Genomic DNA, 25,475 nt, shown 5'->3' with positions numbered 1-25,475 from the left:
TGGCGAGTTTGCCGGCGGGGACGGAGATGGTGATGCCGGGCGACAACGTGAGCCTGGAGATCGTGCTGATCACGCCGATTGCGATGGAGAAGGGGCTGCGGTTTGCCATCCGCGAGGGCGGGCACACGGTGGGCGCCGGTTCGGTGACGGAGATCCTGCAATAGCAACGAGTGCGGCGGTGGGGCGGACATCCCGTCGGCCCGTGCCGTCACAAACAAGGGATCAGGAAGACACAGAATTTTAGTGATCAGAGCGGCAGACGGGACGTCTGCCCCACAAGGGAACGCTCAATAAAGGAACCTGATGCTGGCTAACGAAAAAATCCGAATTCGACTGAAGGCTTACGATCATCGATCGTTGGATCGTTCGACCGCCGAGATCGTGGAAACCGCAAAAAGAACGGGAGCACGCGTGGCCGGGCCGATCCCGCTGCCGACGCGCATCCAGAAAGTTTGCGTTTTGCGATCACCACACGTCGACAAGAAGTCGCGCGAACAGTTTGAGACCAGGACCCACAAGCGCTTGCTGGATATTCTTGATCCCACCCAGGCCACTGTGGATGCCCTGATGCGACTCGACTTGCCGGCCGGGGTGGATGTCGAGATCAAAGCTTTTGGCCATGAACATCTGAAGTAATTCATGGGCTCTGCCCTCGCTCGATGAGACGGTCAGGCGGGGAAGGTCCCGGGAACATGAAAGGCGTGCTCCCGAGCGCGGGGCTCGCCATGGGGTTATGAAATGATAAACGGCATAATTGCAAAAAAGGTGGGAATGACGCAGATCTTTCGCTCAGACGGGGTGGTGGTGCCGGTGACCGTTTTGAAGGCCGGTCCGTGTGTCGTCGTGCAGCGGAAGACGGCCGCAAAGGAAGGGTATGACGCCGTCCAGTTGGGTCTCGTTGAATTCCTGAATCCCAAAAAAGTCACCAAGCCGATGGCCGGCCATTTCAAGAAACACGGCGATGTCGCGCCGGTCCGGTTATTGCGCGAGGTGCGTCTCGAGGGACAAAGTGACGAGGTGAAGGTGGGTGACAAGGTCCTGGTAGATCAGTTCAAACCCGCGGACAAGGTGGATGTCGTGGGAACGAGCAAGGGCCGAGGCTTTGCAGGGTTTGTGAAGCGGCACCATTTTCGCGGAGGGGCGGCGACTCACGGGTCCATGTTCCATCGAGCGCCCGGCTCGATCGGCGCCTCGGCGTTTCCATCCCGTGTCCTTAAGGGCATGAAAGGGGCGGGTCATATGGGAGTCGAACGGGTCACCGTAAAGAATCTTCAGGTGGTCCAGGTGGATGTGGAGAACCATCTCCTTCTGGTGAAGGGGGCGGTTCCCGGACATGAAGGGGCCGTGGTCATGGTCCGCAAGAGCCAGCGACAGTAGCTCGAGTTTGGTGAATTTTCGAGGTCGGTATGCCCATAATCGAAGTGAAAAATTTACAGAACGAAGTGGTCGGCAATCTGCCGCTCTCCGATGAGCTGTTTCTCGGTGATGTGAACGAGGGCTTGCTGTGGGAGGTGGTGAAACACTACCTTGCATCCAAGCGGGCGGGGACCCATGCGACCAAGAACCGGGGAGCCGTGAGAGGCGGCGGAAAGAAACCGTGGCGGCAGAAAGGGACCGGCCGTGCCCGCGTAGGCAGCTCCCGAAATCCTCTGTGGCGGCACGGCGGCACAGCCCACGGACCTCAACCCCGCGACTATTCCTTCACCCTCCCCAAACAGAAGATCCGGGGGGCGCTGAAGTCGGCGTTGCGCGCGAAATTTAATGACCACAAGTTGACGGTCATCGACGAATTCAAGCTGGAATCACACAAGACCAAGAGCCTCGCGTCCTTGTTGGACAATTTCAAGCTGGCAAAGGATTTGCTGATTGTGGATTCCCCGGGGAATACCAGTTTGATCCGGGCCTCGCGGAATCTGCCGGATGTGAAGTTTTGCGCCAGTGGCCAGGTGCATACCTACGACGTGCTCAAATACGATCACGTGTTTTTCTCCAAGCAGGCGATCACCGATCTTCAGAAGGTCCTGTCGGGGGGAGGAGCCAAAGCGGCATGAAAAACCGTTATCAGATCATCCGACGCCCCATCATTACGGAGAAGGGCCTTGATAAGAAAGAGAAGGAGCACACCCTCTGCTTTGAGGTGGATCCGCATGCCAACAAGGTTGAGATCAAGTCCGCCGTCGAACAGATTTTCAAAGTGAAGGTGGAATCGGTGCGCACCTCAAATTTCGAAGGTAAAGAGCGCCGTCGCGGCCGTTTTGCCGGACACAAACCGGATTGGAAAAAGGCCTACGTGAAGTTGGTCGCAGGCGAGAAGATGCCGGAATACGGAGAAAACGTTTAGGATTCCGGATTGCGGAATTCGGATTGGGGATGCAGCAAGCACTCAGATCGGTTTCAAGCTGAGTGTCCGGGGACCGGATCAAGGGACGGGAAGGGTCAGAGACAGCTATGGGACTTAAAACTTTCAAACCATATACTTCGACGCGGCGGTTTCATACCGTCGTGGACACGAGCGAGTTGACGACGGATCGCCCGCTCAAGAGTCTCACTGAATCCAAGAAGCGGATCAGCGGCCGTGATAATTATGGCCACTTGACCATTTGGCGCCGCGGCGGCGGGCACAAGCGCCAGTATCGGATTGTCGATTTCAAGCGGGATAAAACCGGAATTCCGGCCAAGGTCGCCAGCATCGAATACGATCCCAATCGATCCGCGCGGATTGCCCTCCTGCAGTATGCCGACGGAGAGAAGCGATATATTCTCCATCCCCTCGGCCTGACGGTTGGACAGTCGGTCGTGTCCGGTCCGGAGGCCGATATCCTGGTGGGAAACGCGCTTCCTTTGAAGAATGTCCCCGTGGGAACCAACATCCACAACATTGAATTGCGGCCCGGCAAAGGCGGCCAGATGGTGCGGAGCGCCGGCGGCTCGGCTCAGGTGGTGGCACGCGATGAGAAGTATGCCCAAGTGCGGCTGTCCTCGGGGGAGATCCGGATGGTAGATGTAAATTGTTATGCCACCATCGGGCAGGTGGGGAATCTCGACCACGAAAATGTGTCTATCGGCAAGGCGGGACGCAGCCGATGGCTCGGCCGGCGTCCCACCAATCGGGGTGTGGCGATGAATCCGGTTGATCATCCGCACGGCGGGGGAGAGGGCAAGACCTCCGGCGGCCGGCATCCGGTCACCCCGTGGGGTCAGCCCACCCGGGGGTATAAGACCCGCAACAGCAAGCGTACGGATCGTTGGATCGTCAAGCGGAGGAAGTGAAATTCACGACGAGGGACCCGCCCGTACGACCGGCGACCGGCGTAACATGGAGCGCTCAATATAGTAGATTAGAAAATCGAGGTTGATCATGGGTCGTTCACTGAAAAAGGGACCGTTTGTGGATCATCATCTGATGAAGAAGATCGAATCCATGAACCAGGGGCTTGACAAGAAAGTCATCAAGACCTGGTCCAGGCGTTCACAAATTGTCCCTGAAATGGTTGGCCATACCATCGCGGTTCACAACGGCAAGAAGTTCATCCCCGTGTATATTACGGAGAACATGGTGGGACATCGTCTGGGCGAGTTCTCCCCCACCCGGATCTTCAAGGGACACAGCTCGAAGATTCTGGCAGAACGAGCGGTGGCGCCCGCAGGACCGGCTGGAATTCCCGCGGGTGGCGGCGGCGCCGCTCCCGCCACACCGGCTGCTCCCGCTGCCCCGAAGACTTAGGATCGAAGACCGCGGGGCCGGGTTCGCGGACTCTGAACATCGAATCGAATTTGGATACGGAAAACTCATATGGAATCAAAGGCAACGGCTCGATATTTAAGGATTTCCCCGCAGAAGGTGCGACTGGTGGCGGATCTGATTCGTGGCAAGCAAGTGGGGAAGGCGATCGATGTCCTCCGGTTCACAAAGAAGCGGGGTGCGAAGCACGTCGAGAAACTACTGCATTCGGCGATCGCAAATGCACAGCAGAAAGAAGAGAACATCGATGTCGACCGATTGTACGTCAGCCGGACCTATGTCAACGAGGGCCCGAGACTGAAGCGCATACGGCCTGCTCCCATGGGGCGGGCATATCGGTACCAGAGACGGATGGCACACATTACCATTGAACTGGCCACAAAAGGTAAGGCCGCCGAGGAATAACAAAGAGGGTTACGTCCGGCTGAGCCCTTTAGAGACTTGGCGGCGCGACCTGAAAGTCATGGAGGAATGAAGTGGGTCAAAAAACACACCCGTATGGATTCCGGCTGGGCTACAACAAACCCTGGCGCTCCCGATGGTATTCCAAGCGCGATTTTGGTGCCCTGCTTCATGAGGACTTGAAGCTCAAGCGCATGTTGAAGGAGCGTCTCGGTCATGCCGGAGTTGCTAATATCGAGGTGGAACGGGCGGCGAACAAGCTGCGGATAACCATCCACGCGTCCCGCCCCGGAATCATCATTGGGCGCAAGGGCGCCGACATTGATCGCTTGAAGCAGGAAGTGACCAAGAAAACCAAACGGGACGTGTATCTCGGGATTCAGGAAGTGAACAAACCTGAGCTGGATGCGCAGCTCGTCTCCGAGGCCATTGCCATGCAATTGGAAAAGCGCGTGGCATTCCGGCGCGCCATGCGAAAGGCCGTGGATTCGGCGCTTCGCTTTGGGGCGAAAGGGATCAAGGTGCGGTGCTCGGGGCGATTGAACGGTGCTGAAATTGCCCGCTCGGAATGGTACCTCCAGGGCCAGCTGCCCTTGCATACGCTGCGCGCCGATATCGATTATGGGTTTGCAGAGGCCCGGACCACTTATGGGCAGATTGGCGTGAAAGTGTGGGTGTACAAGGGCGAGATTTTCGAAGCGAAAAAGCCTCAACCCCAGGCAGCCCCGAAACCGGCTCCGACGCCTCCGGCCAGCCCCGCTGCGCCGGGGTCGGAAACCGTCTAGCGGGAATGAAGTGAACCTTGGCGCACGGCCCGGGGCAACTTAAGGTAGGAATTGAATTATGTTGATGCCAAAAAAAGTGAAGTACCGAAAGCAGCAGCGCGGGAGAAGGCGCGGCAAGGCGTGGCGAGGATCGGAGCTGAGTTTCGGCCAGTATGGGCTGAAAGTCATGGAGCCCGGCTGGATCACGGATCGGCAGATTGAAGCCGCTCGTGTCGCCATTACACGCTTCGTCAAACGCGGCGGCAAGGTGTGGATCCGTGTGTTTCCCGACAAACCGATCACCAAGAAGCCCGCGGAAACCCGTATGGGCAAGGGCAAGGGCGCCCCTGAGGGATGGGTGGCGGTGGTTCGCCCGGGAAAAATCCTTTACGAAATGGAAGGGATTCCTGAAGCCGCGGCGGTCGAGGCCATGACGCTGGCCGCCCACAAATTGGGTCTGAAGACCAAGTTTGTTTCGCGTTACCACGCAGCGGGAAAGTGACGACGGCTATGAAACCAGAAAAGATTCGTGAGATGTCGGACGAAGAGCTGATGAACCAGGACAAGGATCTTTCCGATCAGCTCTTCCGGCTCCGCTTTCAGCTTTCCATGGGACAGACGGAGAGTCTGAAGAAGATCCGGGAGTTGCGGAAAGACATTGCCCGCATCAAAACCGTGCGCCGGCAACGGCAAATTCAACTGGCAAGCGAGGCGAAATGAGCAGTGAGAACATGGAGATCACGCCGCCCCAGGACTCCAAACCGGACAAACCGGAGGCCGGGGTGCGCATCCGGCGCCGGCAGCGGCGAGTGGGAACGGTCAGCGGGGCCAAGATGCAGAAAACGATCACGGTGAGGGTGGATCGAACGGTGCAACACCCCTTGTATAAACGGATCGTGGGACGATCCACGAAGTTTCTGGTTCACGACGAGAAAAATGAGGCGCGAGTCGGGGACAAGGTGGAAATCGAAGAAACGCGACCGATGAGCAGGCTCAAACGGTGGCGGCTGAAGAGAATCATTGCTCGGGCGGCGCAGTAGATCCTATTCCCGTCCGGTCGCCCCGGGGTGTGAAGGGCGGCACGGGCGCTTGGAGTAATCGTCATGATACAAATGCGGACCATGCTCGAAGTGGCCGACAATTCGGGGGCGCGCAAGATTTCGTGCATCCTGCCGATTGGCGGACATGTGGGGCTGAAGGCCGGCCTGGGCGACGTGATCACGGCGGCGGTGAAGGAAGCCAGTCCCGATGGCCAGGTCAAGAAGGGGAAGGTCGTCAAAGCAGTCATTGTCCGCATGCGCAAAGAGCAGCGGCGCAAGGACGGGACCTATATCCGGTTTGACGACAACGCCGCCGTCCTCATTAACGAGGCCAACGAGCCGGTGGGGACCCGCGTGTTCGGTCCGGTGGCCCGCGAGTTGCGCGAGAAGAAGTTTATGAAGATCATTTCGCTCGCACCTGAAGTGATTTGAATGAAGCCTTGAAAAGGATAAAACGTAATGTCGGCACTCAAGATTCGTCGCAATGACCAAGTGAAGGTCGTGGCGGGACGGGATAAGGGCAAGACGGGAAAGGTGCTCAAGGTTGACGCCAAGAAGGGACGCGTCGTGGTGGAGAACGTGATGTTCATCAAGCGCCACACGCGACCGAATCCCGGAAAGAACATCAAGGGAGGGATTGTGGAACGGGAGATGCCGATCCACATTTCCAACGTGATGCTCATCTGCCCGAGTTGTCACGAGCCGACCCGCGTGGGGCATTCCCTCCTGACCGATGGACAAAGGGTCCGGGTCTGCAGGGAATGCGAGTCAACCATTGACCGCTGACGCGCCGGGAGTAGGCCGCCGGTTTGACAAAGGTTGCCGCCACGTAACAGACCGTGGATGAACGGCACAGGGAGAGAGAATACTGATGGCTGCTCGATTGAAAGAAACCTACAAGAAACAAGTGGCGCCGGCCCTGATGAAGGAGTTTCATTACAAGAACATCATGGCGGTCCCGCAACTGAAGAAGATCGTGGTCAATATGGGTGTCGGCGAAGCGATTGCCAACGCCAAGATCCTGGATGTCGCCTCGGCCGAAGTATCGGCGATTACGGGTCAGAAGCCCGTCATCACCCGCGCCAAGAAGTCGATCGCCTCTTTTAAGCTGCGTGCCGGAATGCCCATCGGCGTCTCAGTGACCCTGCGCGGTGACACGATGTTCGAATTTTTTGACCGACTTTGCAATATTGCCCTGCCCCGGGTCCGCGACTTCAAGGGACTCTCCACCAAGTCCTTCGATGGGCGCGGCAATTACACCCTGGGGCTCCGGGACCAACTGGTGTTTCCGGAGATCGACTATGCCAAGGTGGACAAGATCCGGGGGATGAACGTCACGCTGGTCACCAGCGCCAAGACGGATAACGAAGCGCGCTCCCTGCTGAAACTGATGGGAATGCCGTTCCGATAGAATTCTGGAGACGATCTATGGCCCGAACTTCACACATGGTTAAGACCTTTCAGAGAAAGCCCAAGTTTAAGGTGCGTCATCGCAACCGCTGCCGACGCTGTGGGCGGCCTCGAGGGTATCTGCGGCAATTCGAATTGTGCCGCATCTGTTTTCGACAATTGGCGCTGCAGGGCGACATTCCCGGCGTGATGAAATCGAGCTGGTAAGGAAAACACGCGCCGGTATCGGGGCAGAAGCGCAGATCCTGGTCGTACCGACAGGGGTTCTCGGCCGCCCCGGGGATTCAAAGCAGGATTTCAATACGGAGTACGAAACACTATGGTAATAAGTGATCCAGTGGCTGACATGTTGACGCGAATTCGCAACGGAATTCGTGCCAAGCATTCGAAGGTGGACATTCCCGCCTCCCGGCTGAAGGCGGAGATCGCACGCATCCTTCGCGAGGAAGGATTTGTGAGCAATTACAAGGTGATCGAAGAGGGGGGCCGGCCCATCCTCCGGGTGTACCTCCGCTATGCGCCCACAAAGGAAGGTGTGATTTCGCACCTGGAACGGGTGAGCAAACCCGGTTGCCGTGTTTTCGTTGAGCGAAGCAAGATCCCCAAGGTCCTGGGAGGGTTGGGGATCAACATTTTGACGACCTCCCGGGGTGTTATGACAGGAAAGACCGCCCGCCGCGAAGGAGTGGGCGGGGAGATCCTGTGCAATGTCTGGTAGGGTCTGGTCCGGGTGCAAACGGCCACTCACCTGATCTGTGAGGAAGCGGCTCCTGGGCCTGTTAGATCAAGCTTTTTATTGGATGGAGTAATCAATGTCGCGCATTGGACGAAAACCGATTCCGATTCCGAAAGAGGTCAAGGTGCAGATCAAGGAGCGCGCCGTGGAAGTGCAGGGTCCCAAAGGGAAACTCACGACGCCCCTCCCGGGGGGTATCACTTTTGTTCAGGAGGATGGAGTGCTGACGGCGAAGCGTGCCGATGACTCCAAAACCCAGGCAGCCCTTCATGGTCTGATGCGAAAACTGGTGGCGAATGCGGTAGACGGAGTGACCCAGGGCTTCCGGAAGGAGTTGGAAATCGTGGGCATCGGTTACAAGGCCGATTTGAAGCCCAAATCAGTCCTGTTCAACCTGGGATATTCCCATCCCATCGATTTCCCGATTCCCCAGGGAATCGCGGTCGCGGTGGAGAAACAGACGCGCTTGACCGTCTCCGGCTGCGACAAGCAGCAGGTGGGCCAGGTGGCCGCCGATATCCGCGCCCTCCGACCCCCGGACCCTTACAAAAACAAGGGGATCCGCTATGTCGGGGAGCGGCTGAAGAAGAAAGTTGGAAAGACAGGAGTCAAGTAATCCCATGAATCGCCAATTAATTCGAATCGATATCCGCAAGCGCATTCATGCACGGATCCGCGAAAGGCTGCAAGGCACGCCGCAGCGCCCACGGCTTGCGGTCTTCCGGTCGCTGAATCACATCTATGCGCAAGTGATCGACGACGAGACCGGACGCACCCTGGCGGCCGCCTCGAGCAAGGACAAGGAACTCAACGGAAAATTGAAAAACGGTGGGAATGTGGCGGCGGCGAAGCTGGTGGGCGAACTGGTGGCGAAACGAGCCCTCGAAAAGGGCGTGCAGTTGGTCGTCTTTGACCGGGGCGGGTTGATCTACCACGGCCGGGTGAAAACCCTGGCGGAAGCTGCACGCACGGCCGGATTGAAGTTTTGACCGGGGTTTCAACCCTTCGCCGGGAACAGACCCGGGCGGCGGTCGTTGGCAAGGAGGAAATTTTGGTTAAAGAACGTATTGATCCGAACACGCTGTCGTTGAAGGATGAAGTGGTGTCGATTAACCGCGTGACGAAGGTCGTCAAGGGCGGGAAGAACCTGAGCTTTTCAGCCCTCGTGGTGGTGGGGGATGAGGCTGGCCACGTCGGGTATGGTTCGGGAAAGGCAAAGGAAGTCCCGGCGGCCATCAAGAAGGGAATTGAGGCGGCTAAAAAGCGCATCGTAAAGGTGCGGCTGAAGGGGACCACCATTCCGCATCAAATCGTGGGACACTTTGGAGCAGGACGCGTTCTTTTGAAGCCGGCCCCGGAAGGAACTGGAGTGATCGCCGGGGGCGCCGTGCGCGCCGTGATTCAAAAGGCGGGCATTCAAAATATCCTGACCAAGTCCCTCGGGACGACAAACCCGCATAATGTGGTGAAAGCGACCATTGATGGGCTGACACGACTGAAGGATGCTGCGCTGGTGGCCGAGTGGCGTGGGAAGGCAGTGGAAGATCTTTAGGACCTTCACGGGTTTTGGATTTGAGATTGATTTCAATAAGGGGATCCCGCTGCTGGGATGAGCCGCATGGAAAAGAAGACAACAGAAAAGGAAGCTCCGAAGAAGGCCATTAAGCATCCCGCTGAGAAGACGGGAGAGAAGGCCCCGAAGAAGGCCGCGGCGAAGAAGGTAAAGCCGGAGGTCGCAAAGCCTGAAAAGAAGGCGCCGGTGGCTCCTTCCCCTGAACCCGCGGCGAAGGCGGCGACAGTTGAGGTGGCCCCGCTGCCGGCGAGTCCGGCGCCCGACCTCAAACCCGTCGTTGAAGAGTCGCCGCGCCCCCAAAAGACCTCGGTGGAAAAATCCGTTCCCGCTCGCCCGCTTCGTCTTCGCTGGGTGCGGAGCGCGATCGGCTCCCCGAAAAAACACAAACGGATTGTTCGAGGACTTGGATTTCATCATCTGCGCGAAATCATTACGCGACCCGACACGCCCATGATTCGTGGGATGGTCGGAAGAATTCCTCACCTGGTGGAGATCGTTGACTGAGGGAGAAGGCCGGGTTCCAGCCCGGAAATATTTGTACTGACCGTGCATTTCAGCTCCAAAGGAGAATAATCATGGATCTTAGTTCGCTGAGACCTCCAAAGGGTGCGACCCATCACGATAAGCGGCGCGGCCGGGGCATGGGGAGCGGGTTGGGAAGAACTGCCGGACGGGGCGAAAAAGGGCAGAAGTCGCGATCCGGTTATCGCTCCAAGCGCGGATTTGAGGGCGGCCAGATGCCACTGCACCGCCGCTTGCCGAAGCGCGGATTCACCAACATCTTCCGCAAAGAGATTGCCGTCGTGAACGTTGAATCCTTGAACCGATTCAACGATGGGGAACGCATCACGCCGGAGCGATTGGTGGAATCCGGGGTCCTGAAGGCGCTCAAGGACGGCGTGAAAATTCTGGGAGACGGGGAGTTGAAACGCAAATTGACCGTGGTGGCACACATGTTCAGCGAGACCGCCAGGGCCAAGATCGTGGGGGCAGGTGGAGCGGCGGAAGTGCTGGCTGCCCCCCCGGTAAAGCGGCCCCAACGAAACGCATAGCAAGAATCGAAGTGTTGGCTTGAGCAAGGAGAGGAAAGCGTGATTGAGTCGCTGAGGAATATTTTCAAGATTCCTGATTTGCGCAACCGGGTACTGTTTACCCTGGGGTTGCTGGCGATCTATCGTTTGGGAGCACACATCCCGACACCGGGCATTAATGGGGATCTGCTCGAACAGTTCTTCCAGTCCAATCAGGGCACCATTTTCGGGTTTCTGGACCTGTTCTCTGGAGGCAGCTTCCGTCGTTTGACGGTCTTTGCGCTCGGCGTGCAGCCTTACATTACGGCATCGATCATTTTGCAGCTCTTGACGGTGGTCTGGCCCTATCTGGAGAAGCTCTCCAAGGAAGGCGAACTGGGCCGCCGGAAAATCACTCAGTATACGCGTTACCTGACGGTGTTCCTGTCCTTGTTCCAGTCGATCGGAATCGCCCTGACCCTGCAGAAACAAACGACGGGTGCCGGCGTGGGGTTTGTCTTGAGCCCGGGTCCAAGCTTCATCCTCATGACGGCACTGACGCTGACCGCCGGTTCGATCTTCATCATGTGGCTGGGCGAACAGATCTCCGATCGCGGGATCGGGAACGGGATGTCGCTGATTATTTTTGCAGGGATCGTCGCCGGGCTCCCCCGCGCGGTCCAGGAGATCTGGACGAAGATGCAGCAGGGCTGGCCGGTACCGTTTGTGATCGTCTTGCTGGCAGTCATGTTGGCGGTGGTGGCCGCGATCGTGTTTGTGGAACGGGGACAGCGTCGCATTCCCGTCCAGTATGCCAAGCGGGTCATTGGACGCCGGATGATGGGAGGCCAATCCACTCACCTTCCACTGCGCGTTAATTCCGGTGGCGTGATCCCGGTCATCTTTGCGTCCTCGATTTTGAGCTTTCCGACGACGTTTGGATTGTTCTCCCGGGATAACAAATTCTTGCGGGGAATGACGGATGCGCTCAAGTGGGGCGAGCCGCTCTACACCTTGCTCTACGTGGTAGCCATCATCTTCTTTACTTACTTCTATGTGTCGATCATCTTCAATCCGACGGAAGTGGCCGACAACATGAGAAAGTATGGCGGGTTTGTTCCCGGAATACGCCCGGGGAAAAACACCGCGGACTACATTGATACCATCCTGACCCGGATCACCTTCGTGGGCGCCATTTACCTGGCCCTGGTGGCGGTGATTCCGGAATTCATGATCGCAGGGATTCGGCTTAATCACCTCCCCTTGGTAGGAGCCTGGTTTGACGCGCACACTCCGGAATTGATCTTAAGAGGACTGAATGTCAATTTCTATTTCGGGGGCACTTCGTTGCTCATTGTGGTCGGGGTGGCGATGGACACGGTGCAGCAGATCGAGTCCCAGTTGATTATGCGGCACTATGACGGCTTCTTGAAGGGGACAGGGGTCCGAATGCGGGGAAGGCGTTAGGTTGATCGAAGGTTACATCGCCGCGGGGCAGGAGTCGAGGGCTTTGGATACAAATGGGAAGCAGGCCAAAATTATCATCCTGTTGGGGCCCCCGGGAGCGGGCAAGGGGACCCAAGCGAAGGCCATCATGCAGCGTTACGGAATCCCTCAGATTTCAACAGGGGACATGCTCCGGGAGGCCGTCAAACGCCGGACGCCCCTCGGACTGGCGGCGGAGCCCATCATGAAGTCGGGCGCCTATGTGAGCGATGACATCATAAATGGTCTGGTGGAGGAGCGGACATTGCAAGCCGACTGCGCCCATGGTTTTATATTGGACGGTTATCCCAGGACCGTGGAGCAGGCAAAGTCTCTGAACCGTCTCCTGGAGAGGCAGCGGCGGCCGATGCCCATCGTGGTGAATCTGGAGGTTTTGCCGGAAGGGGTCATCCGGCGAATCTCGGGGCGGCGGACGTGCAGACAATGTGGCCGGATTTATAATATCTATTGTTCGCCCTCCAAACGAGATCCGCTGTGCGACACCTGTGGGGGAGAGTTGTTCTCCCGCCCCGATGATGATGAGTCGGTTGTGCGCGAGCGCCTCAAACAGTACGTGACGCAGACGCAACCTCTGATTCATTTTTACAGGGAGCTGGGGCAGCTGGAAGGGCTTGACGGCGATGCCCCGCCTGAAGCGGTTACGCAACGGGTATTGGAGATTTTCGAGGGCCGAAAGGAACAACACGCCGGGTCATGATTGTTTGCAAGTCGAAATCCGAAATTGAAAAGATGCGGCGGGCGTGCCTGCTGGTCCACGACATCCTTCAGGAACTGCGGGAAGCGGTAAAACCGGGAATCACGACGGCCGAGTTGGATGTGTTGGCGGAGAGACGAACTCGCGAGGGAAGCGCCAAACCTGCGTTCAAGGGTTATCGGGGTTATCCCAAGGTTCTGTGTACGTCGGTCAACGAAGAAATTGTACACGGCATTCCGTCGTCGCGAGAGCTGAAAGTAGGCGATATCGTCGGCTTGGATTTTGGAGTGATTATTGACGGCTACTATGGCGATTCAGCTTTAACGGTTCCTGTGGGCGAAATCAGCGAGCCTGTGAGCAAGCTGCTCCAAATTACTCGGGAGTCCCTGGAATTGGCCATAGAGCAGGTCCATGTGGGAAACCGGATCTCGGATATCGGAGCCGTGGTCCAGAAGCATGCGGAGTCGCACGGGTTTTCGGTGGTCCGGGATTTTGTCGGCCACGGGATTGGGACCGCCATGCACGAGGATCCGCCCGTTCCAAATTACGGGATTCCCGGACGAGGCCCGCTGTTGAAAGAGGGCATGGTTCTTGCGATAGAGCCCATGGTGAATGAGGGCACGTACCAGGTGAAGATTTTGGATGATCAGTGGACTGCCGTAACAGCCGATGGGAAGAATTCGGCCCATTTCGAACATACCGTGGCGGTGACTAATAACGGGCCGTGGGTCTTATCGAGACCTTAAATTGCAATTCCCGGGAGGAAGACGGGGACTGACTCCAGGTGAGGTTGGTGAGTGTCTCCGCAATACGCAAAATCCAGGTTCGAGGAGCTATGCCAAAGGAAGATGCGATCGAGGTCATGGCGACGGTGCTGGAAACGCTTCCGAACGCCATGTTCAGGGTCGAACTTGAAAACAAGCACCAGGTGCTGGCACACATTTCGGGTCGGATGAGGAAAAATTTTATACGCATCCTGCCCGGCGATAAGGTGTCAGTGGAACTATCGCCGTACGATTTGACGCGAGGTCGAATCGTTTATCGATACAAATAGCGGCCGGGGCGGGTTGTTGGAAGGCCGCACAGGACCGCGGCAAGGGTCGTTCGGCGACGACCGGAGCCGGGAAGCGGGATTTTCATGAAAGTACGGGCATCGGTAAAGAAGATCTGTGATAAGTGCAAGGTCATTCGCCGTCGCGGGGTCGTGCGAGTGATTTGTCCGAACTCGAAACACAAACAGCGGCAGGGATGACTCCACCCCGCAGACCATGAAAGGGAATTCCTCGAGTGATTCCGCCGCTCAATGCAGGGATGCTCGGAAGGCGGGTCCCTGGTGAACAAGCCCTTATGAAATGGAACCGGGGAGATCAATTTCCGATCTCGTGGTCAGCCTCGGATTTGAGTTTCAACCCGGCAAGGAGAATTGAATTATGGCACGTATAGCAGGCGTTGATTTACCGCGCCAGAAGAGAATTGAAATTGGTTTGACTTACATTTACGGGATTGGACGGGCCCGCTCGCTCAGGATTTTGGGCAAGGCGAACGTGGATCCGGCCACGAAGGTCGATCAGTTAACTGAAGATCAGGCGGCAAAGATCCGGACCGTCATCGATGAGGAAGGGATGGTCGAAGGCGACCTGCGCAAGGATATCCAGATGAACATCAAGCGCCTCATCGAAATCGGCGCTTACCGGGGCGCGCGTCACCGGCGCAACCTTCCCGTGCGCGGCCAGCGGACCCACACCAACGCGCGCACTCGCAAGGGTCCACGACGGATGACCGTGGCGATCAAGAGGAAGGCGACGGCCAAGACCTAAAGGCGTCCGCTAGTGTGGCCACGGATGCCCGGGACAAGCGTCGTGGTCTGGGAGAAAGTTTCGCGCTCAAGAATCAGGTAGAACCTGAGCCACAACACAGAACAAAGGAATCTCATGGCTGAAGAAAAAGAAAAAGAAAAAGAAAAAAAACCGGCAGGAAAACGGAAAAGCTTTCGCAAGAAAGAGAAGAAAAACGTTCCGATGGGGGTCGCTCACATCCAGGCCACGTTCAACAACACCCTGATTGGAATCACTGACGTGCAGGGAAATCTGGTGAGCTGGTCCAGTTCGGGCTCGATGGGATTCAAGGGCTCGCGGAAGGGGACACCGTTTGCAGCCCAACAGGCGTCCCTGAAGGCCGCCAATGCCGCCCGCGAACAGGGCATGAAACAAGTGGAAGTCCGGATCAAGGGACCGGGTGCCGGGCGCGAATCGGCCATCCGCGCCCTTCAGACAGCAGGTCTCGAAATTAGAAATATTCGGGATGTCACGCCTATTCCGCACAACGGATGCCGCCCCCCGAAGCGGCGAAGGGTCTAACACCGGCAGAGGGCAGCTCGCCCAACCGGGCGTGCGCGAGATCCGCGGTTCAGGTCCCGTGCTCGCAGGTTTCGGCGAGAGGCTGTTTGCCCTAATCGAAGGAGAATGAAATTGGCTCGATATCGAGGTTCTGTTTGCCGATTATGCCGCCGCGAAGGCGTGAAGCTTTTTCTCAAGGGAGAACGCTGCTTTACCGACAAGTGTGCCGTCGAGCGACGCAAGTTTGCGCCAGGTCAACACGGTCAACGACGCGGCAGCAAGACCCTGGGGTACGGGCTGCAGTTGCGCGAGAAGCAGAAGGTAAAGCGCATCTACGGCTTGCTGGAAAATCAGTTTCACAACTACTTTGTGCGCGCTGAGCGCAACAAAGGGATTACCGGCGACAATCTGTTGATTGGGTTGGAGCGAAGGCTCGATAACATCGTTTATCGCCTGGGGTTTGCCACTTCCCGCAACCAGGCCCGCCAGATCGTGCGGCACGGTCATGTGATGGTGAACAAGAAGAAAGTGAATATCCCATCATACGCGACCCGTCCGGGGGATGAGATTTCGATCCATGAAAAATCCCGAAAGAATCCGCTGATCCAATACTCGGTCGAGAGTGTGAGCGGGCGGGGTGGAGTCCCGCAGTGGCTGGAACTCAACCGGGAAGGACTCACGGGAAAGGTACTGGCACTCCCCCGACGCGACGAGCTTGACCCCAACATCCAGGAAAAGCTGATCGTCGAGTTGTACTCCAAGTAACCCGGCAAGAGCGGCCGTTGCACGCATCCGGCGGAGCAGCGCAACCACTCGTGGCTGATGGGAGAAGGATACTCAAGACGGTCCCGCCGTGGCGGGACCGCCATCCAGGAGAATAAACGCAATGCTTTGGAAAGGCTTTCAGAAACCCAAACGGCTGGCAACCAACATCGACACCCTGAGCGACCTCTACGGACAGTTTTACGCCCAACCCTTTGAGCGCGGCTTTGGGACAACGGTGGGAAACGCGCTGCGGCGCGTTCTGCTTTCATCGATCGAAGGGGCAGCGGTCACGGCCGTCAAGATTGAAGGAGTGCTTCACGAGTTTTCCTCCATTCCCGGAGTGGTGGAGGACGCCACGGATATTATTCTGAATTTGAAACAGATCCCCTTCAAACTCCACGCCGATCAGTCGAAGACCATCTATATCGATGTGAACCGCCCGGGCATTGTGACGGCGGCCGATATTCAGGCCGATGGCGATGTGGAGATCCTCGACAAAGATGTGTACATTGCGACCATCAGCGAGGGCGGCAAACTCAACATGGAGATGCGCCTGAAGGTGGGCCGCGGGTATGTGTCGGCGGAAAAGAACTTCGACGAAGATCTCCCGGTGGGTTACATCCCGATCGATTCAGTCCATTCCCCCGTGAAGAAAGTGAATTACACGGTCGATCCGGCTCGACTCGGCCAAATGACGGACTATGACAAATTGACGCTGGAAATCTGGACCAACGGTTGTGTGAAGCCTCAGGACGCCATCGGGCTGGCTGCCAAGTTGTTAAAAGACCATATGGCCATCTTCATCAACTTTGAGGAGGTCGAAGAGGCGTTTGAGGAAGAGCAGCCCAAGAAGGAAACCAAGGGCAATGAGTATCTGGACCGGTCGGTCGAGGAACTGGAATTGTCGGTTCGGTCGAATAATTGTCTGAAGAATGCCAATATCAAGACCATTCGCGACCTGGTTCAAAAGACCGAATCCGAAATGCTGAAGACCAAGAATTTTGGCCGCAAGTCGCTGAACGAGATCAAGGAAATTCTGGCGACCATGGGGTTGAGCCTGGGCATGAAATTTGACGAAGGCGGCAACCCCATACAGGCGGACACGTAGAATCAGGGCCGGCAGTTTTTCGCCGGGACCGTCAACACGGACCTCGACCTACGGAGACGGAGCGGGTTGGGTTCGCATCGCAAAGAGGACTCATGCGACATCGAAATGCAGGATGGAAACTTGGACGGAACACTTCGCATCGCCGCGCGCTGATGCGCAATCTGACCACCTCAGTGCTCTTGAATGAACGGGTCGAAACCACCATTCAGAAGGCCAAGGCGGTTCGCCCGTGGGTGGAACGGATGATTACGCTGGGGAAGCGAGATACCCTTCATGCGCGCCGTCAGGCGGCGGCCTACTTGTTACAGCCGTCTGCTGTCAGTAAATTGTTTGCGACAATCGCCCCGCGTTACGGCGACCGCAATGGCGGCTATACCCGCATTATCCGGACCGGGTGGCGTCAGGGCGATGGCGCGGATACGGCCATCCTGGAGTTGCTCGGCAGCGAACTCTCCGTAAAGAAGGCCGAACGCGCCAAGGCCGATTCGGAGAAGTCCAAGAAAAAGAAGAAGACCGAGGAGCCCGAAGCAGCCTCCCCCGATGAAAAGAAATAAATCACTCCTTTGACCTGTTCTTGATTTGACCCCGATCCATTTCAACGGTTCGGGGTTTTTATTTTTTGGGGTCAACTTCTGAAGTGGGCAGGGCTTCGTGAGTCGAATCGTCGTTAGGCCATGTGTTTCACCCCGCCACTCGAACCGAGGAGGCCTTTGTATCCCGCGATGATTTCCTTGGTAGTGTTCACCTGATTGACCAGTTCGGAAAAAAGCTCGTTGCCCAGGATCAGATTGCACACCCCCAGGAAGGCCTCCCGCAGGACCTGAAACTGCTTGGCATCGACGGCAACGCGGTTGGACTCAAACAGCTCGCGGGTAATCTTCTCCTCCTGTTGAGAGACGAAAGTCCGGAGCGAGGCCAATTCCTCTTCCGAGATCGACACGTCACCGGCTCTCTCCTCCATTTGCCGGCGGGTCTGCTCAAGAAAACGGATCGCTTTTCTCAGGCGCTCGTACAGACCCAAAAGATAACTGAACTCGTCTCTCTGAATGAATTGCGGGCTTTCCCCCACCCGACTCAGGAAAAAGTCGGCCCAATACTCGCCCTCGATCATCTCGGAGAGGATTTCATGCTGGACCGTTTTTCCGGAGGGCACCAATTCGCTGATCACCCGTGAACCGATCTCCTGATAAATTGCCCCGATCGCCGCATCCGGGGTCTTGTTCCGGAATTCCCGCTCTACAATGTTGGAGATCTCATTCTTATCCATGATCGTGTCTCACGCGAGAGTTCCTGCAAATTCGGGACGGTCGAGAATTCTTCCTGAGAGCTTGCCGATCGCACTGGTTGACCGGCGGCCGAGCATAATGCGATCGTTGCATAATCTTAGAGTTGCCTCCCTGCAATCAGCATTTTAATAAGAAAGAATAAAGAAGCCCCCGGGCGCAGGCCGGGTGGAGCATCGTGTCAGGCCGTCAGGTTCTTTGGAAATGTCGGGCAACAATGAAGCCGTTACCCGGTCTGCCCGGCGCCGTCCATGGTATGCCTTACTGCGCATGGAGTTGGTAAAGGTCTTTCGCCGCTTTGATTGCCTTGGTTTTCGGATTATTGTCGAGCTTCTGCCAGCCGGGACAGGAAATGCCGCTGCATGCTGTGCCGGTATATCGCCAGATTGTGCCATCGTTGTGGAGTTGGTATAAATTACTTTCTCCAGCGCTAATCGCCACCGTATTGGCATTCTGGTCGAGCTTCTGCCAACCAGGGCAGGAGGTGGCATTGCAAGGCGTACCGGTATAACGCCAGATCTTGCCATCCTTATGGAGTTGGTAGAGTTCGCTTCCGGCCGCGTCGATAGACTGGGTATTGGCATTCTGGTCGAGCTTCTGCCAGCCGGGGCAGGAGGTGGCATTGCAGGGTGTACCGGTGAAGCGCCAGATCTTGCCATCCTTATGAAGCTGGTAAAGCTGGCTTCCGGCGGCGACGATGGCTTGGGTCTTGGGATTGTGGTCGAGCTTCTGCCAACCGGGGCAGGAAGTGCCGCTGCAGGGCGTTCCGGTGTAGCGCCAGATCTTGCCGTCGCCATGAAGCTGGTAAAGCTGGTTTCCGGCGGCGACGATGGCTTTGGCCTTGGGATTGTGGTCGAGCTGCTGCCAGCCGTCGCAATAGATGCCGCTGCACGGCGTCCCGGTGTAACGCCAAATCTTGCCGTCGTTGTGAAGCTGGTACAGCTGGCCCCCGGCGGCGACAATCGCAATCGTCTTCGCATTCTTGTCAAGCAGTTGCCAGCCGTCGCAGTAGATGCCGCTGCAGGGCTGGCCGGTATAGCGCCAGATCATGCCGTCATTATGAAGCTGGTACAACTGGCCCTCTGCGGCAGTGATGGCAACGGTCTTATGATTGTAGTCCAGCGGTTGCCAGCCGTCGCAGTAGACGGCGCCGCAAGGCGTCCCGGTATAACGCCAAATGATGGCATAGGCGAAGTTGTTCGCTATGAGAAACCCGTGAACCTGGGGAACATTCCATATCTCATGCGTGACCGGATTCGGGGTCGTCGAATACGGGTCTGCGTAAGTGTCTGTATTGCTCGCGCTGTTCGCAACAATCGAATTCCAGGGACCCTGCGACAAGGAAAACTTATACGATTCCGTATTTCCAGGTTCGCTGGTATACGGCGTGATGCAACACATGTTGTCGAAATAAAGATCCAGATGCCCGCCAAAACCGAGCGCATGTCCGAGCTCGTGGGCGGCAATCACCCCCCACCAGTCTTCATTATAGGGTTTGCCGCCGTTCCTATAGGCCAACGGATCAACCCTAGCCAAGGCATGTCCTTGCCCAACCCCGTTCGATGCACCACCAATACCGACCCAATTGATTGATCCGTCGCTCTTGGTCGGGGGGTTACCGATGTCCACATAATCGTTGGCCGAGAAAAGCAAGTTTACTTTAGGCACCGCCGATCCCAGCGCGTTGATTGCCTTGGCCCAATCGTTATGGGCCTGTTGAATCCAGATTCCATTGGTGCCGGGTATCTTTGGCGTGGTTTGTTTGTAATAGTGGATCCGGTTCCCGAAGATTCGAAGCGACATTTCGTGAATGCCGAGATTGGTATTCTTGTTGACTCCTTCAGCATAAATGCAATTGGCATGTTCAAAATAGGAAAGGACTAAAGACGGAATGTCTGCGGCCACATTCACCAGAGCATCGTCCACCCACACGCCGACGTCAACCGTGTAAGCCGTCGTATAGACAGAAGGCGTGCTGACATCGACAAAGCCGTTCGCAATCAGTGCCGCTGAATCTCCCTTCGCTCCGAAGGTGCTGGAGGAGCCTGTAAACTTGCATGGGGAAGCTGCAATTACCGGATGGCATTGCAATGTCATCATGACGAGTGCCAGCGACAAGCCAATGCTAAGTTTCAAACTACTATTTCTCATTTTTCCCTCCTGTTATTTGACTTAAGGGCAACCATCGAGATTCAGCCACGCCGGCCGGACGCGTCCCCTGAAAGCGCTGGTTAAGCTTCGGTTGCGTAGCGTTTGCGATCCGCAATTGCCTCCCGAAGCAAGGCGGTGATCGCCGGACTTTTCGCGGAGGCGACGTCGTGGAGCTTGACATGTCGGAGGTTCTTCCCGGTCCCCTCGAGAAGCCCGGATGGATCGGTCAGCGCGGCGCCGTGATAGAAGCCGAGGTTCACGTGTGAGCCGAGAACCGCAATGTAAGCATAGTGCTCGGTCATTTTCTTCGGCCCGACGCCAAAACTGGCGATCTTCTGCCTTGGCCAGACAACCTCGACAAAGTCCTTGTGCAGGGAGACGATGAGACGACGAAGCGATTCGCATAGGGGGCGAAGCTGCGGCGTGGCACTCCGCAAAATGTAGTCGAATGTCCCGTGTGTTGGGTTCATGACGTTAGTTCCTCCGAAGCCTGACGAGCAGCGCGTCACCCGCCCGGCCCGCTTTGGCCTTTCGCGGCGGCCGGGTGTACGCGCGGGTTGGCCCGCTCCGGCGCACCTTCAACGTAGGATCGCAGCACGACTGAACTTCACTGACTGCGGCGCGCGCGAACGGAATCCGACAGCCTCTGCAAGAGCGAGCGACTCTTCCCACTGCCGCTCCCGAACGTGGAGCCGCGGCTCAACGAGGAGGAAAGATCCGGTCGTCTTCAAGATCTTCCGGAGGGTTCCGAGAAAGCACTTCTGGTCCGGCACCTCGTGCAGCATCCAGAACGCCAGGATGAAGTCGTAGTGCTGTGGGATCGGCCAATCCGAATCGGTTGAAAGGCGCAAGGAGATCCGATCGACTACGCCTTCGCGCTGCGCGCGTCTCGCTGCCCCCTGCAACATCCCGGGCTGAAGGTCAACCGCGGTCACATGGCCAGTCGGGCCCACTAACTGCGCCAAGGGAATCGTGAAGTACCCCATGCCGCACCCGATGTCGAGACACGAGTAGCCAGATCCGACCAGCGACTTGATTACGGGATCCGTCGGCTGGAAGAGCCGACGCAGGCGGTGATCGAAAAGGTACATCAGCCACCAGGGGCAGATGCACGTCCGATGCGCCCCGCGCCCGGTGTCTGTCATCAGACTGCCCTCCCTTCCGCCCCGGTAGCCGGGCTAGCGGATCGCGCTCAAGCAGGGGACTGTGGCGGCCGCACTCAAGGCAAACCCTTCCTTTCAAGCGGCCCCCGCGGGCCGACAGCTTCAAGCGCAGGTCAGGCCGCGCCTTGCCGGATCTGTACGGCACCCGACTAGCCCAACTCATAGGTCAGAGTTAGAGGATGCTCAGTCCCGTGCCCCGCGGCCGACACTCCCTCGCCGCGCAGGCTCCGAAGCTCGCCCGTACCGGAGCCGGGGATGACGGAATAGGACTCCTTCGCCACGCCGTTCTCGAATATCCCCGTGCGTTGGAGCACGAAGCTGCCCGCTTTCCCGGCAAGGTGCCCGACAACGCGCTCGAGGCCGATGAACGTGGCCGAGCCGTCGCTCCGGTACATCATCAAGTATTCGACATGCCCCTCCCCTGCAATATCGCCTATGAACGTTTTTGTGACGGCGGCTCGAGTCAGTTTGGGGAGGTCCTGACCCTCACTATAAGGCTTCTCGTCCCAGCTTTTGATGGTGAATCGGGAATTCGCTACGTTCTTCATGTTTCCACCTCCACCCGGTGATCCCAAACACGATGTCTAGGGGCGCTGCGGCGTGCAGCAGCCAAATGCGATTGAGTGGCGCTGCCTAACGCTGGCGCTAACCTGCCGCCGACCCGCGAAGCGGCCGCGTACCCAAGAGCACCACCCTTGGGCGTTCAGGCCCAACGCCTTGTTGGCCGCGCGCGGGCAGTCGTCATGACACTCCCTGGGAGCTCCTAGTGGTGGCTTGGGAGTTCGCTTGTTTGGTGTGGATTTTGTCGAGGTACTGACCGCCCAGTACCATGAGGGAACCCAGAACGTAAAGGAAAAGTGCGATCTTGCTGGACAATTCAGCGCGTGCCTTTGCCGCTCGGAGTTCAATTCGCCCTTCCTCACCCCGCCGATTCGAAGCGGAGACCACACGGCTATAAAGAAGCCCAACGGCGGGGATGGCCTTGTCTCTGATGTAAGCCACATAGACAGCTACGGCTTTGCGATAGTCTTCAAGATGCTCTTCGCGATCGAATGCAAGGACCTCGACGTCGCGCTCCAACCCGGAAAGGGGAGAGGATAACGAATGCACTTCCTTTACGATCGCCTGAACCTCATCTGCCGCCTCAGAGTGTGAGGCCACCGCGAGCGAGTAATCATTCGTTTGAGCAGTGAACGCCTCCAGTTCTTTGATCTGGTTGGCTGCGAGTCGCGTCAGGTCGAACTCCGTGGATATGCGATCGAGTTCTGGCTCACCGGTGATGCCGCCACGAAACCGGGAGGCATCTGTAGAGTGCTTCGTCTGCACGACCTCCATTGCAAGGGAATTAATTTGGTCACGAAGCCCGTGCAGAGTGCTGTAAAGGCGAAATGTCGCTTCAGCTGTTTCTACAGATTGCTTGGTTCGCGAGTATCGGGACGCAAAGGTGTTAGTGACGACCCAGCTGAAGAACAACGTGAGTGCACCGAGGACCGACAGCGCCCCGGCGTTTTTCGTCAGGATTCCAATGATGCTCGTCACGGGTACTCTTACTCGCCTTCGCGGCCGTCGGCCCAACGACCGGCGCGTCACCCGCCCGGGTTAGACAGCAGCTTTCTTGCGTCGTCTCGATTCGAGCGCTTCTTGAACTTTTTCCGAAAGTAACATTTTCATCATCGATTGATAGGGAACGTCTTCGCGGTTCGCGAGCATTTTGATGTTCTCGATCAGAGATTCAGGAAGGCGAATGGAAATGGCTCGGCTCGTCGTCTTGAGGTTGGGGAATGACGGCTGCTTAGCTTTGGAATAGTCGACAAAGTCGGCTGAATCGTTCCGTGCCCAGAACTCCCGCACCTGCTCCTCTGATCTAAACTGCGGAATTCTTTTTAGCTTTTTCATCGTAGATTGTTCTCTCTCTTCTGGACATGTCCCGAGCTGAGATCACGCGGATCCGGCTCCCCCGCAATGTGAAGGCCAGGAAGAGCGGGCGGCCTGCCTTTGTCCGACCGAGTGCAAAATAGCGCTCCTCCTTTTGTGAATGGGCCATATCCCGAATCACGTAAAATGGCTTATGAAAGAAGACTTCTTCACATTCCCACCACGCCACTTGGAGGCGCTCCCAATTCTTTAAACGGTTGGCGTCGTCCCATTCAAACCCAGTCATTTCTGAGAAATCGGGCATATCATCCCCGGGAGCGACATGTATATTACCAATATATACAAACGTGAACTGAAGTCAAGGGCCTGGTCAAACTTGAACATTGTCCGCCTAACGCCCGGCGCGCTCTTGGGTTTTGCGCCGGCCGGGTGCACACGCGGGTCAGGCCGTTATTCGTAATGGGTCCACAGGCGAATAATCTTGACCACTCTTTCCTTCTTGAATACCTGATAGACTAAACGATGTTGGACGTTGATTCGTCTCGAATAAGCGCCTGTCAGATCACCCATCAGCTTTTCATAGGGGGGTGGAACCTGGAACGGATCTGCCTCCACAATTCTCAACAGCTCTATTACTTGTTCCTTGAGATCGGCGGCGGAGATTCTCTTGGCGTCTTTGAGCGCTTGCCGAGTGTAAACCAGTTTCCACTTCACCATTTGAGCTCCCGAGCACACTTGGAGAGGGGGGTCTTCAAACCTTCCACGATGAACTTGCGCATCCCTGGAATAGAAAGCAAATACAGTGTTTCTTGAATGGAACTCCAGTCTTCCTCGGAAACCAGGATGGCGTTATTTCGCTTACCGGTGATGAGCACCGGCCGATGCGAAGAAGCCGCCTCATCTATAAGTCGATACAGCCGGGCTCGAGCATTGCTGGCTTTAAGAACGGTCATTTAAGTCACCTCACGCCAATAGTACGCGATATCGTACTGTTTGCCAAGACAGAAACAATCGGCCTAACGACCAGCGCGTCACCCGCCCGGCGCGCCTTGCTCTTCGCGCCGGCCGGGTGACGCGCGGGTTAGGTGTCGCCTTTCCACGACGGGACTTGCCTTGGCTTCCCGCGTGTAGTACATTGTATGACATGAGACCTGCTCTTACAATCCGCCTCGATAACGACCTTGACCGTCTTCTCAACCGCATCTGCGATGAAACCGGAAGGACGCGGAGCGACGTGGTTCGCGAGGCGTTACGCCGACAACTGTCGCTGCTCCGCTTTGAGCAACTACGCCGGAAGATCCTACCCTTCGCCGAAGCCCGCGGCTTTCTGATGGACGAGGACGTTGCGCGAAAGGTGTCGTGAGAGTATTTCTGGATACCAATGTCCTGGTCAGCGCCTTCGCGACCCGCGGGTTGTGTGCCGACGTTGTCAGACACGTCCTCTCGGAACACGAATTGATTGTGGGCGAAGTCGTTCTTGACGAGCTGTGTCGCGTCCTCCGTGACCGAATCAAGCTCCCGCCTGAGTTCATCCTTGCAGTGGAAGAGTTCCTGCGCGAGCAGGAGGTTGTTCCGAAACCGCGGCAACCCTCCGAGCTGCCCCGACGGGATCCAAGCGACCGCTGGGTGTTGGCATCCGCTCTCGAGGCAAGGGTCGACGTGCTGGTCACCGGGGACCGGGATTTGCTCGAAGTCGCGCCCCAAACTCCTCTGACCATTGTGGACCCACGGGGCTACTGGTCTCTGCTTCTCAAGCAACGCCCAAAAAAGTAAGATTCGGCCCTGTGCTTGAGACACCTAACGACCAGCGCGTCACCCGCCCGGCGCGCCTTGGCCTTTTGCGCTGGTCGGTTGCACGCGCGGGTTAGGTGTCTCTTTTCATGGTTGGGATTGATTCTATGTAATACACTTGTTATA

General features: G+C 57.1%; 44 protein-coding genes and 1 pseudogene. 35 read left to right on the top strand and 10 right to left on the bottom strand.

Annotated features, from left to right (window positions below; translation table 11 throughout):
• From tuf to rplQ, 33 genes are all read left to right on the top strand, one after another.
• A partial coding sequence (gene tuf, locus LAO21_10920; GenBank protein MBZ5553222.1) for an elongation factor Tu occupies positions 1 to 164 on the top strand: 164 nt, incomplete at its 5' end.
• Between the two features lie 142 nt (positions 165 to 306).
• Entirely contained in the window at positions 307 to 636 is a 330-nt protein-coding gene (rpsJ, locus tag LAO21_10915) for a 30S ribosomal protein S10 (GenBank protein ID MBZ5553221.1), read from the top strand.
• A 102-nt stretch (positions 637 to 738) separates the two neighbouring features.
• Complete coding sequence (rplC, locus tag LAO21_10910) at positions 739 to 1,377, top strand: 50S ribosomal protein L3 (protein MBZ5553220.1); 639 nt, start codon at positions 739 to 741, stop codon at positions 1,375 to 1,377.
• Between the two features lie 29 nt (positions 1,378 to 1,406).
• Complete coding sequence (gene rplD, locus LAO21_10905; protein ID MBZ5553219.1) at positions 1,407 to 2,051, top strand: 50S ribosomal protein L4; 645 nt, start codon at positions 1,407 to 1,409, stop codon at positions 2,049 to 2,051.
• Positions 2,048 to 2,341, top strand: a complete 294-nt coding sequence (locus LAO21_10900) for a 50S ribosomal protein L23 (GenBank protein ID MBZ5553218.1) — start codon at positions 2,048 to 2,050, stop codon at positions 2,339 to 2,341. The genes rplD and LAO21_10900 overlap by 4 nt, the downstream gene beginning before the upstream one ends.
• 107 nt (positions 2,342 to 2,448) lie before the next feature.
• On the top strand, positions 2,449 to 3,270 hold the full coding sequence (gene rplB / locus LAO21_10895; GenBank protein ID MBZ5553217.1) for a 50S ribosomal protein L2: 822 nt from the start codon (positions 2,449 to 2,451) through the stop codon (positions 3,268 to 3,270).
• Positions 3,271 to 3,358: 88 nt separating this feature from the next.
• On the top strand, positions 3,359 to 3,724 hold the full coding sequence (gene rpsS, locus LAO21_10890) for a 30S ribosomal protein S19 (GenBank protein ID MBZ5553216.1): 366 nt from the start codon (positions 3,359 to 3,361) through the stop codon (positions 3,722 to 3,724).
• A 69-nt stretch (positions 3,725 to 3,793) separates the two neighbouring features.
• Complete coding sequence (rplV, locus tag LAO21_10885; protein ID MBZ5553215.1) at positions 3,794 to 4,147, top strand: 50S ribosomal protein L22; 354 nt, start codon at positions 3,794 to 3,796, stop codon at positions 4,145 to 4,147.
• A 71-nt stretch (positions 4,148 to 4,218) separates the two neighbouring features.
• Positions 4,219 to 4,929, top strand: coding sequence for a 30S ribosomal protein S3 (gene rpsC / locus LAO21_10880; protein MBZ5553214.1), 711 nt, complete (start codon positions 4,219 to 4,221; stop codon positions 4,927 to 4,929).
• 58 nt (positions 4,930 to 4,987) lie between these two features.
• The gene (gene rplP, locus LAO21_10875; protein MBZ5553213.1) at positions 4,988 to 5,410 is read left to right on the top strand and encodes a 50S ribosomal protein L16; all 423 of its coding nucleotides are present in this window, start codon (positions 4,988 to 4,990) and stop codon (positions 5,408 to 5,410) included.
• A gap of 8 nt (positions 5,411 to 5,418) precedes the next feature.
• Entirely contained in the window at positions 5,419 to 5,628 is a 210-nt protein-coding gene (gene rpmC, locus LAO21_10870) for a 50S ribosomal protein L29 (GenBank protein MBZ5553212.1), read from the top strand.
• An 11-nt stretch (positions 5,629 to 5,639) separates the two neighbouring features.
• Positions 5,640 to 5,948, top strand: coding sequence for a 30S ribosomal protein S17 (gene rpsQ, locus LAO21_10865; GenBank protein MBZ5553211.1), 309 nt, complete (start codon positions 5,640 to 5,642; stop codon positions 5,946 to 5,948).
• 63 nt (positions 5,949 to 6,011) lie between these two features.
• On the top strand, positions 6,012 to 6,380 hold the full coding sequence (rplN, locus tag LAO21_10860) for a 50S ribosomal protein L14 (protein MBZ5553210.1): 369 nt from the start codon (positions 6,012 to 6,014) through the stop codon (positions 6,378 to 6,380).
• A 27-nt stretch (positions 6,381 to 6,407) separates the two neighbouring features.
• Positions 6,408 to 6,734: a 50S ribosomal protein L24 gene (rplX, locus tag LAO21_10855; GenBank protein MBZ5553209.1), complete on the top strand. Its 327-nt coding sequence runs from the start codon at positions 6,408 to 6,410 to the stop codon at positions 6,732 to 6,734.
• A gap of 85 nt (positions 6,735 to 6,819) precedes the next feature.
• Positions 6,820 to 7,359: a 50S ribosomal protein L5 gene (gene rplE, locus LAO21_10850; GenBank protein ID MBZ5553208.1), complete on the top strand. Its 540-nt coding sequence runs from the start codon at positions 6,820 to 6,822 to the stop codon at positions 7,357 to 7,359.
• Between the two features lie 17 nt (positions 7,360 to 7,376).
• Entirely contained in the window at positions 7,377 to 7,565 is a 189-nt protein-coding gene (locus tag LAO21_10845) for a type Z 30S ribosomal protein S14 (protein MBZ5553207.1), read from the top strand.
• Positions 7,496 to 7,684, top strand: coding sequence for a hypothetical protein (locus tag LAO21_10840; GenBank protein MBZ5553206.1), 189 nt, complete (start codon positions 7,496 to 7,498; stop codon positions 7,682 to 7,684). The genes LAO21_10845 and LAO21_10840 overlap by 70 nt, the downstream gene beginning before the upstream one ends.
• The gene (gene rpsH, locus LAO21_10835) at positions 7,678 to 8,076 is read left to right on the top strand and encodes a 30S ribosomal protein S8 (GenBank protein MBZ5553205.1); all 399 of its coding nucleotides are present in this window, start codon (positions 7,678 to 7,680) and stop codon (positions 8,074 to 8,076) included. Before LAO21_10840 ends, rpsH begins: the two co-directional genes overlap by 7 nt.
• A gap of 94 nt (positions 8,077 to 8,170) precedes the next feature.
• On the top strand, positions 8,171 to 8,710 hold the full coding sequence (gene rplF / locus LAO21_10830) for a 50S ribosomal protein L6 (protein MBZ5553204.1): 540 nt from the start codon (positions 8,171 to 8,173) through the stop codon (positions 8,708 to 8,710).
• Between the two features lie 4 nt (positions 8,711 to 8,714).
• The gene (gene rplR / locus LAO21_10825) at positions 8,715 to 9,083 is read left to right on the top strand and encodes a 50S ribosomal protein L18 (protein ID MBZ5553203.1); all 369 of its coding nucleotides are present in this window, start codon (positions 8,715 to 8,717) and stop codon (positions 9,081 to 9,083) included.
• Between the two features lie 59 nt (positions 9,084 to 9,142).
• Positions 9,143 to 9,646, top strand: coding sequence for a 30S ribosomal protein S5 (gene rpsE, locus LAO21_10820; GenBank protein ID MBZ5553202.1), 504 nt, complete (start codon positions 9,143 to 9,145; stop codon positions 9,644 to 9,646).
• 330 nt (positions 9,647 to 9,976) lie between these two features.
• Positions 9,977 to 10,171, top strand: coding sequence for a 50S ribosomal protein L30 (gene rpmD / locus LAO21_10815; GenBank protein ID MBZ5553201.1), 195 nt, complete (start codon positions 9,977 to 9,979; stop codon positions 10,169 to 10,171).
• Positions 10,172 to 10,242: 71 nt separating this feature from the next.
• Positions 10,243 to 10,719 (top strand): 50S ribosomal protein L15, encoded by a 477-nt coding sequence (gene rplO, locus LAO21_10810; GenBank protein MBZ5553200.1) that lies wholly within the window; start codon positions 10,243 to 10,245, stop codon positions 10,717 to 10,719.
• Positions 10,720 to 10,758: 39 nt separating this feature from the next.
• Positions 10,759 to 12,144, top strand: a complete 1,386-nt coding sequence (gene secY / locus LAO21_10805) for a preprotein translocase subunit SecY (protein MBZ5553199.1) — start codon at positions 10,759 to 10,761, stop codon at positions 12,142 to 12,144.
• 70 nt (positions 12,145 to 12,214) lie between these two features.
• A complete protein-coding gene (locus LAO21_10800) occupies positions 12,215 to 12,880 on the top strand; it encodes an adenylate kinase (protein ID MBZ5553198.1) in 666 nt (221 codons plus the stop codon).
• Positions 12,877 to 13,623: a type I methionyl aminopeptidase gene (gene map / locus LAO21_10795; protein ID MBZ5553197.1), complete on the top strand. Its 747-nt coding sequence runs from the start codon at positions 12,877 to 12,879 to the stop codon at positions 13,621 to 13,623. The genes LAO21_10800 and map overlap by 4 nt, the downstream gene beginning before the upstream one ends.
• A gap of 89 nt (positions 13,624 to 13,712) precedes the next feature.
• Positions 13,713 to 13,931 carry a translation initiation factor IF-1 gene (gene infA / locus LAO21_10790; GenBank protein ID MBZ5553196.1) on the top strand — a complete coding sequence of 73 codons (219 nt, stop codon included), beginning with the start codon at positions 13,713 to 13,715 and terminating at the stop codon, positions 13,929 to 13,931.
• A gap of 84 nt (positions 13,932 to 14,015) precedes the next feature.
• Positions 14,016 to 14,129, top strand: a complete 114-nt coding sequence (rpmJ, locus tag LAO21_10785; GenBank protein MBZ5553195.1) for a 50S ribosomal protein L36 — start codon at positions 14,016 to 14,018, stop codon at positions 14,127 to 14,129.
• Between the two features lie 178 nt (positions 14,130 to 14,307).
• Positions 14,308 to 14,694: a 30S ribosomal protein S13 gene (rpsM, locus tag LAO21_10780; protein MBZ5553194.1), complete on the top strand. Its 387-nt coding sequence runs from the start codon at positions 14,308 to 14,310 to the stop codon at positions 14,692 to 14,694.
• A 114-nt stretch (positions 14,695 to 14,808) separates the two neighbouring features.
• Positions 14,809 to 15,234: a 30S ribosomal protein S11 gene (rpsK, locus tag LAO21_10775; protein ID MBZ5553193.1), complete on the top strand. Its 426-nt coding sequence runs from the start codon at positions 14,809 to 14,811 to the stop codon at positions 15,232 to 15,234.
• A gap of 111 nt (positions 15,235 to 15,345) precedes the next feature.
• Positions 15,346 to 15,978, top strand: coding sequence for a 30S ribosomal protein S4 (gene rpsD, locus LAO21_10770; protein MBZ5553192.1), 633 nt, complete (start codon positions 15,346 to 15,348; stop codon positions 15,976 to 15,978).
• Positions 15,979 to 16,099: 121 nt separating this feature from the next.
• Positions 16,100 to 17,086: a DNA-directed RNA polymerase subunit alpha gene (locus tag LAO21_10765; protein MBZ5553191.1), complete on the top strand. Its 987-nt coding sequence runs from the start codon at positions 16,100 to 16,102 to the stop codon at positions 17,084 to 17,086.
• 92 nt (positions 17,087 to 17,178) lie between these two features.
• Positions 17,179 to 17,640 carry a 50S ribosomal protein L17 gene (gene rplQ / locus LAO21_10760; protein MBZ5553190.1) on the top strand — a complete coding sequence of 154 codons (462 nt, stop codon included), beginning with the start codon at positions 17,179 to 17,181 and terminating at the stop codon, positions 17,638 to 17,640.
• 113 nt (positions 17,641 to 17,753) lie between these two features.
• Here rplQ and LAO21_10755 read toward each other — a convergent pair whose 3' ends face one another.
• From LAO21_10755 to LAO21_10710, 10 genes and pseudogenes are all read right to left on the bottom strand, one after another.
• Positions 17,754 to 18,353: a hypothetical protein gene (locus LAO21_10755; protein ID MBZ5553189.1), complete on the bottom strand. Its 600-nt coding sequence runs from the start codon at positions 18,351 to 18,353 to the stop codon at positions 17,754 to 17,756.
• Between the two features lie 277 nt (positions 18,354 to 18,630).
• Complete coding sequence (locus LAO21_10750) at positions 18,631 to 20,520, bottom strand: hypothetical protein (GenBank protein MBZ5553188.1); 1,890 nt, start codon at positions 20,518 to 20,520, stop codon at positions 18,631 to 18,633.
• Positions 20,521 to 20,600: 80 nt separating this feature from the next.
• Positions 20,601 to 20,786, bottom strand: a pseudogene (locus LAO21_10745) (DUF1801 domain-containing protein).
• A gap of 312 nt (positions 20,787 to 21,098) precedes the next feature.
• A complete protein-coding gene (locus tag LAO21_10740) occupies positions 21,099 to 21,665 on the bottom strand; it encodes a class I SAM-dependent methyltransferase (protein MBZ5553187.1) in 567 nt (188 codons plus the stop codon).
• 167 nt (positions 21,666 to 21,832) lie between these two features.
• The gene (locus LAO21_10735; protein ID MBZ5553186.1) at positions 21,833 to 22,231 is read right to left on the bottom strand and encodes a DUF3224 domain-containing protein; all 399 of its coding nucleotides are present in this window, start codon (positions 22,229 to 22,231) and stop codon (positions 21,833 to 21,835) included.
• Positions 22,232 to 22,424: 193 nt separating this feature from the next.
• Positions 22,425 to 23,222 carry a hypothetical protein gene (locus LAO21_10730; GenBank protein ID MBZ5553185.1) on the bottom strand — a complete coding sequence of 266 codons (798 nt, stop codon included), beginning with the start codon at positions 23,220 to 23,222 and terminating at the stop codon, positions 22,425 to 22,427.
• Between the two features lie 60 nt (positions 23,223 to 23,282).
• Positions 23,283 to 23,579 (bottom strand): BrnA antitoxin family protein, encoded by a 297-nt coding sequence (locus tag LAO21_10725; protein ID MBZ5553184.1) that lies wholly within the window; start codon positions 23,577 to 23,579, stop codon positions 23,283 to 23,285.
• Positions 23,548 to 23,862: a BrnT family toxin gene (locus tag LAO21_10720; GenBank protein ID MBZ5553183.1), complete on the bottom strand. Its 315-nt coding sequence runs from the start codon at positions 23,860 to 23,862 to the stop codon at positions 23,548 to 23,550. Before LAO21_10720 ends, LAO21_10725 begins: the two co-directional genes overlap by 32 nt.
• Before the next feature lie 146 nt (positions 23,863 to 24,008).
• Positions 24,009 to 24,275 carry a Txe/YoeB family addiction module toxin gene (locus tag LAO21_10715; GenBank protein ID MBZ5553182.1) on the bottom strand — a complete coding sequence of 89 codons (267 nt, stop codon included), beginning with the start codon at positions 24,273 to 24,275 and terminating at the stop codon, positions 24,009 to 24,011.
• Positions 24,269 to 24,511 carry a type II toxin-antitoxin system Phd/YefM family antitoxin gene (locus tag LAO21_10710; GenBank protein ID MBZ5553181.1) on the bottom strand — a complete coding sequence of 81 codons (243 nt, stop codon included), beginning with the start codon at positions 24,509 to 24,511 and terminating at the stop codon, positions 24,269 to 24,271. Before LAO21_10710 ends, LAO21_10715 begins: the two co-directional genes overlap by 7 nt.
• Before the next feature lie 191 nt (positions 24,512 to 24,702).
• Here LAO21_10710 and LAO21_10705 point away from each other — a divergent pair, with 191 nt between their 5' ends.
• Both LAO21_10705 and LAO21_10700 read left to right on the top strand, forming a co-directional pair.
• A complete protein-coding gene (locus tag LAO21_10705) occupies positions 24,703 to 24,921 on the top strand; it encodes a ribbon-helix-helix protein, CopG family (protein ID MBZ5553180.1) in 219 nt (72 codons plus the stop codon).
• Positions 24,918 to 25,331, top strand: coding sequence for a putative toxin-antitoxin system toxin component, PIN family (locus tag LAO21_10700; GenBank protein MBZ5553179.1), 414 nt, complete (start codon positions 24,918 to 24,920; stop codon positions 25,329 to 25,331). Before LAO21_10705 ends, LAO21_10700 begins: the two co-directional genes overlap by 4 nt.
• Positions 25,332 to 25,475 lie beyond the last annotated feature (144 nt).

It is taken from the genome of Terriglobia bacterium (assembly GCA_020073085.1).
GTDB lineage: Bacteria > Acidobacteriota > Terriglobia > JAIQFV01 > JAIQFV01 > JAIQFV01.
The sequence above is the reverse complement of the archived record's forward strand: the minus strand, read 5'-3'. Positions and strand labels throughout refer to the sequence as shown.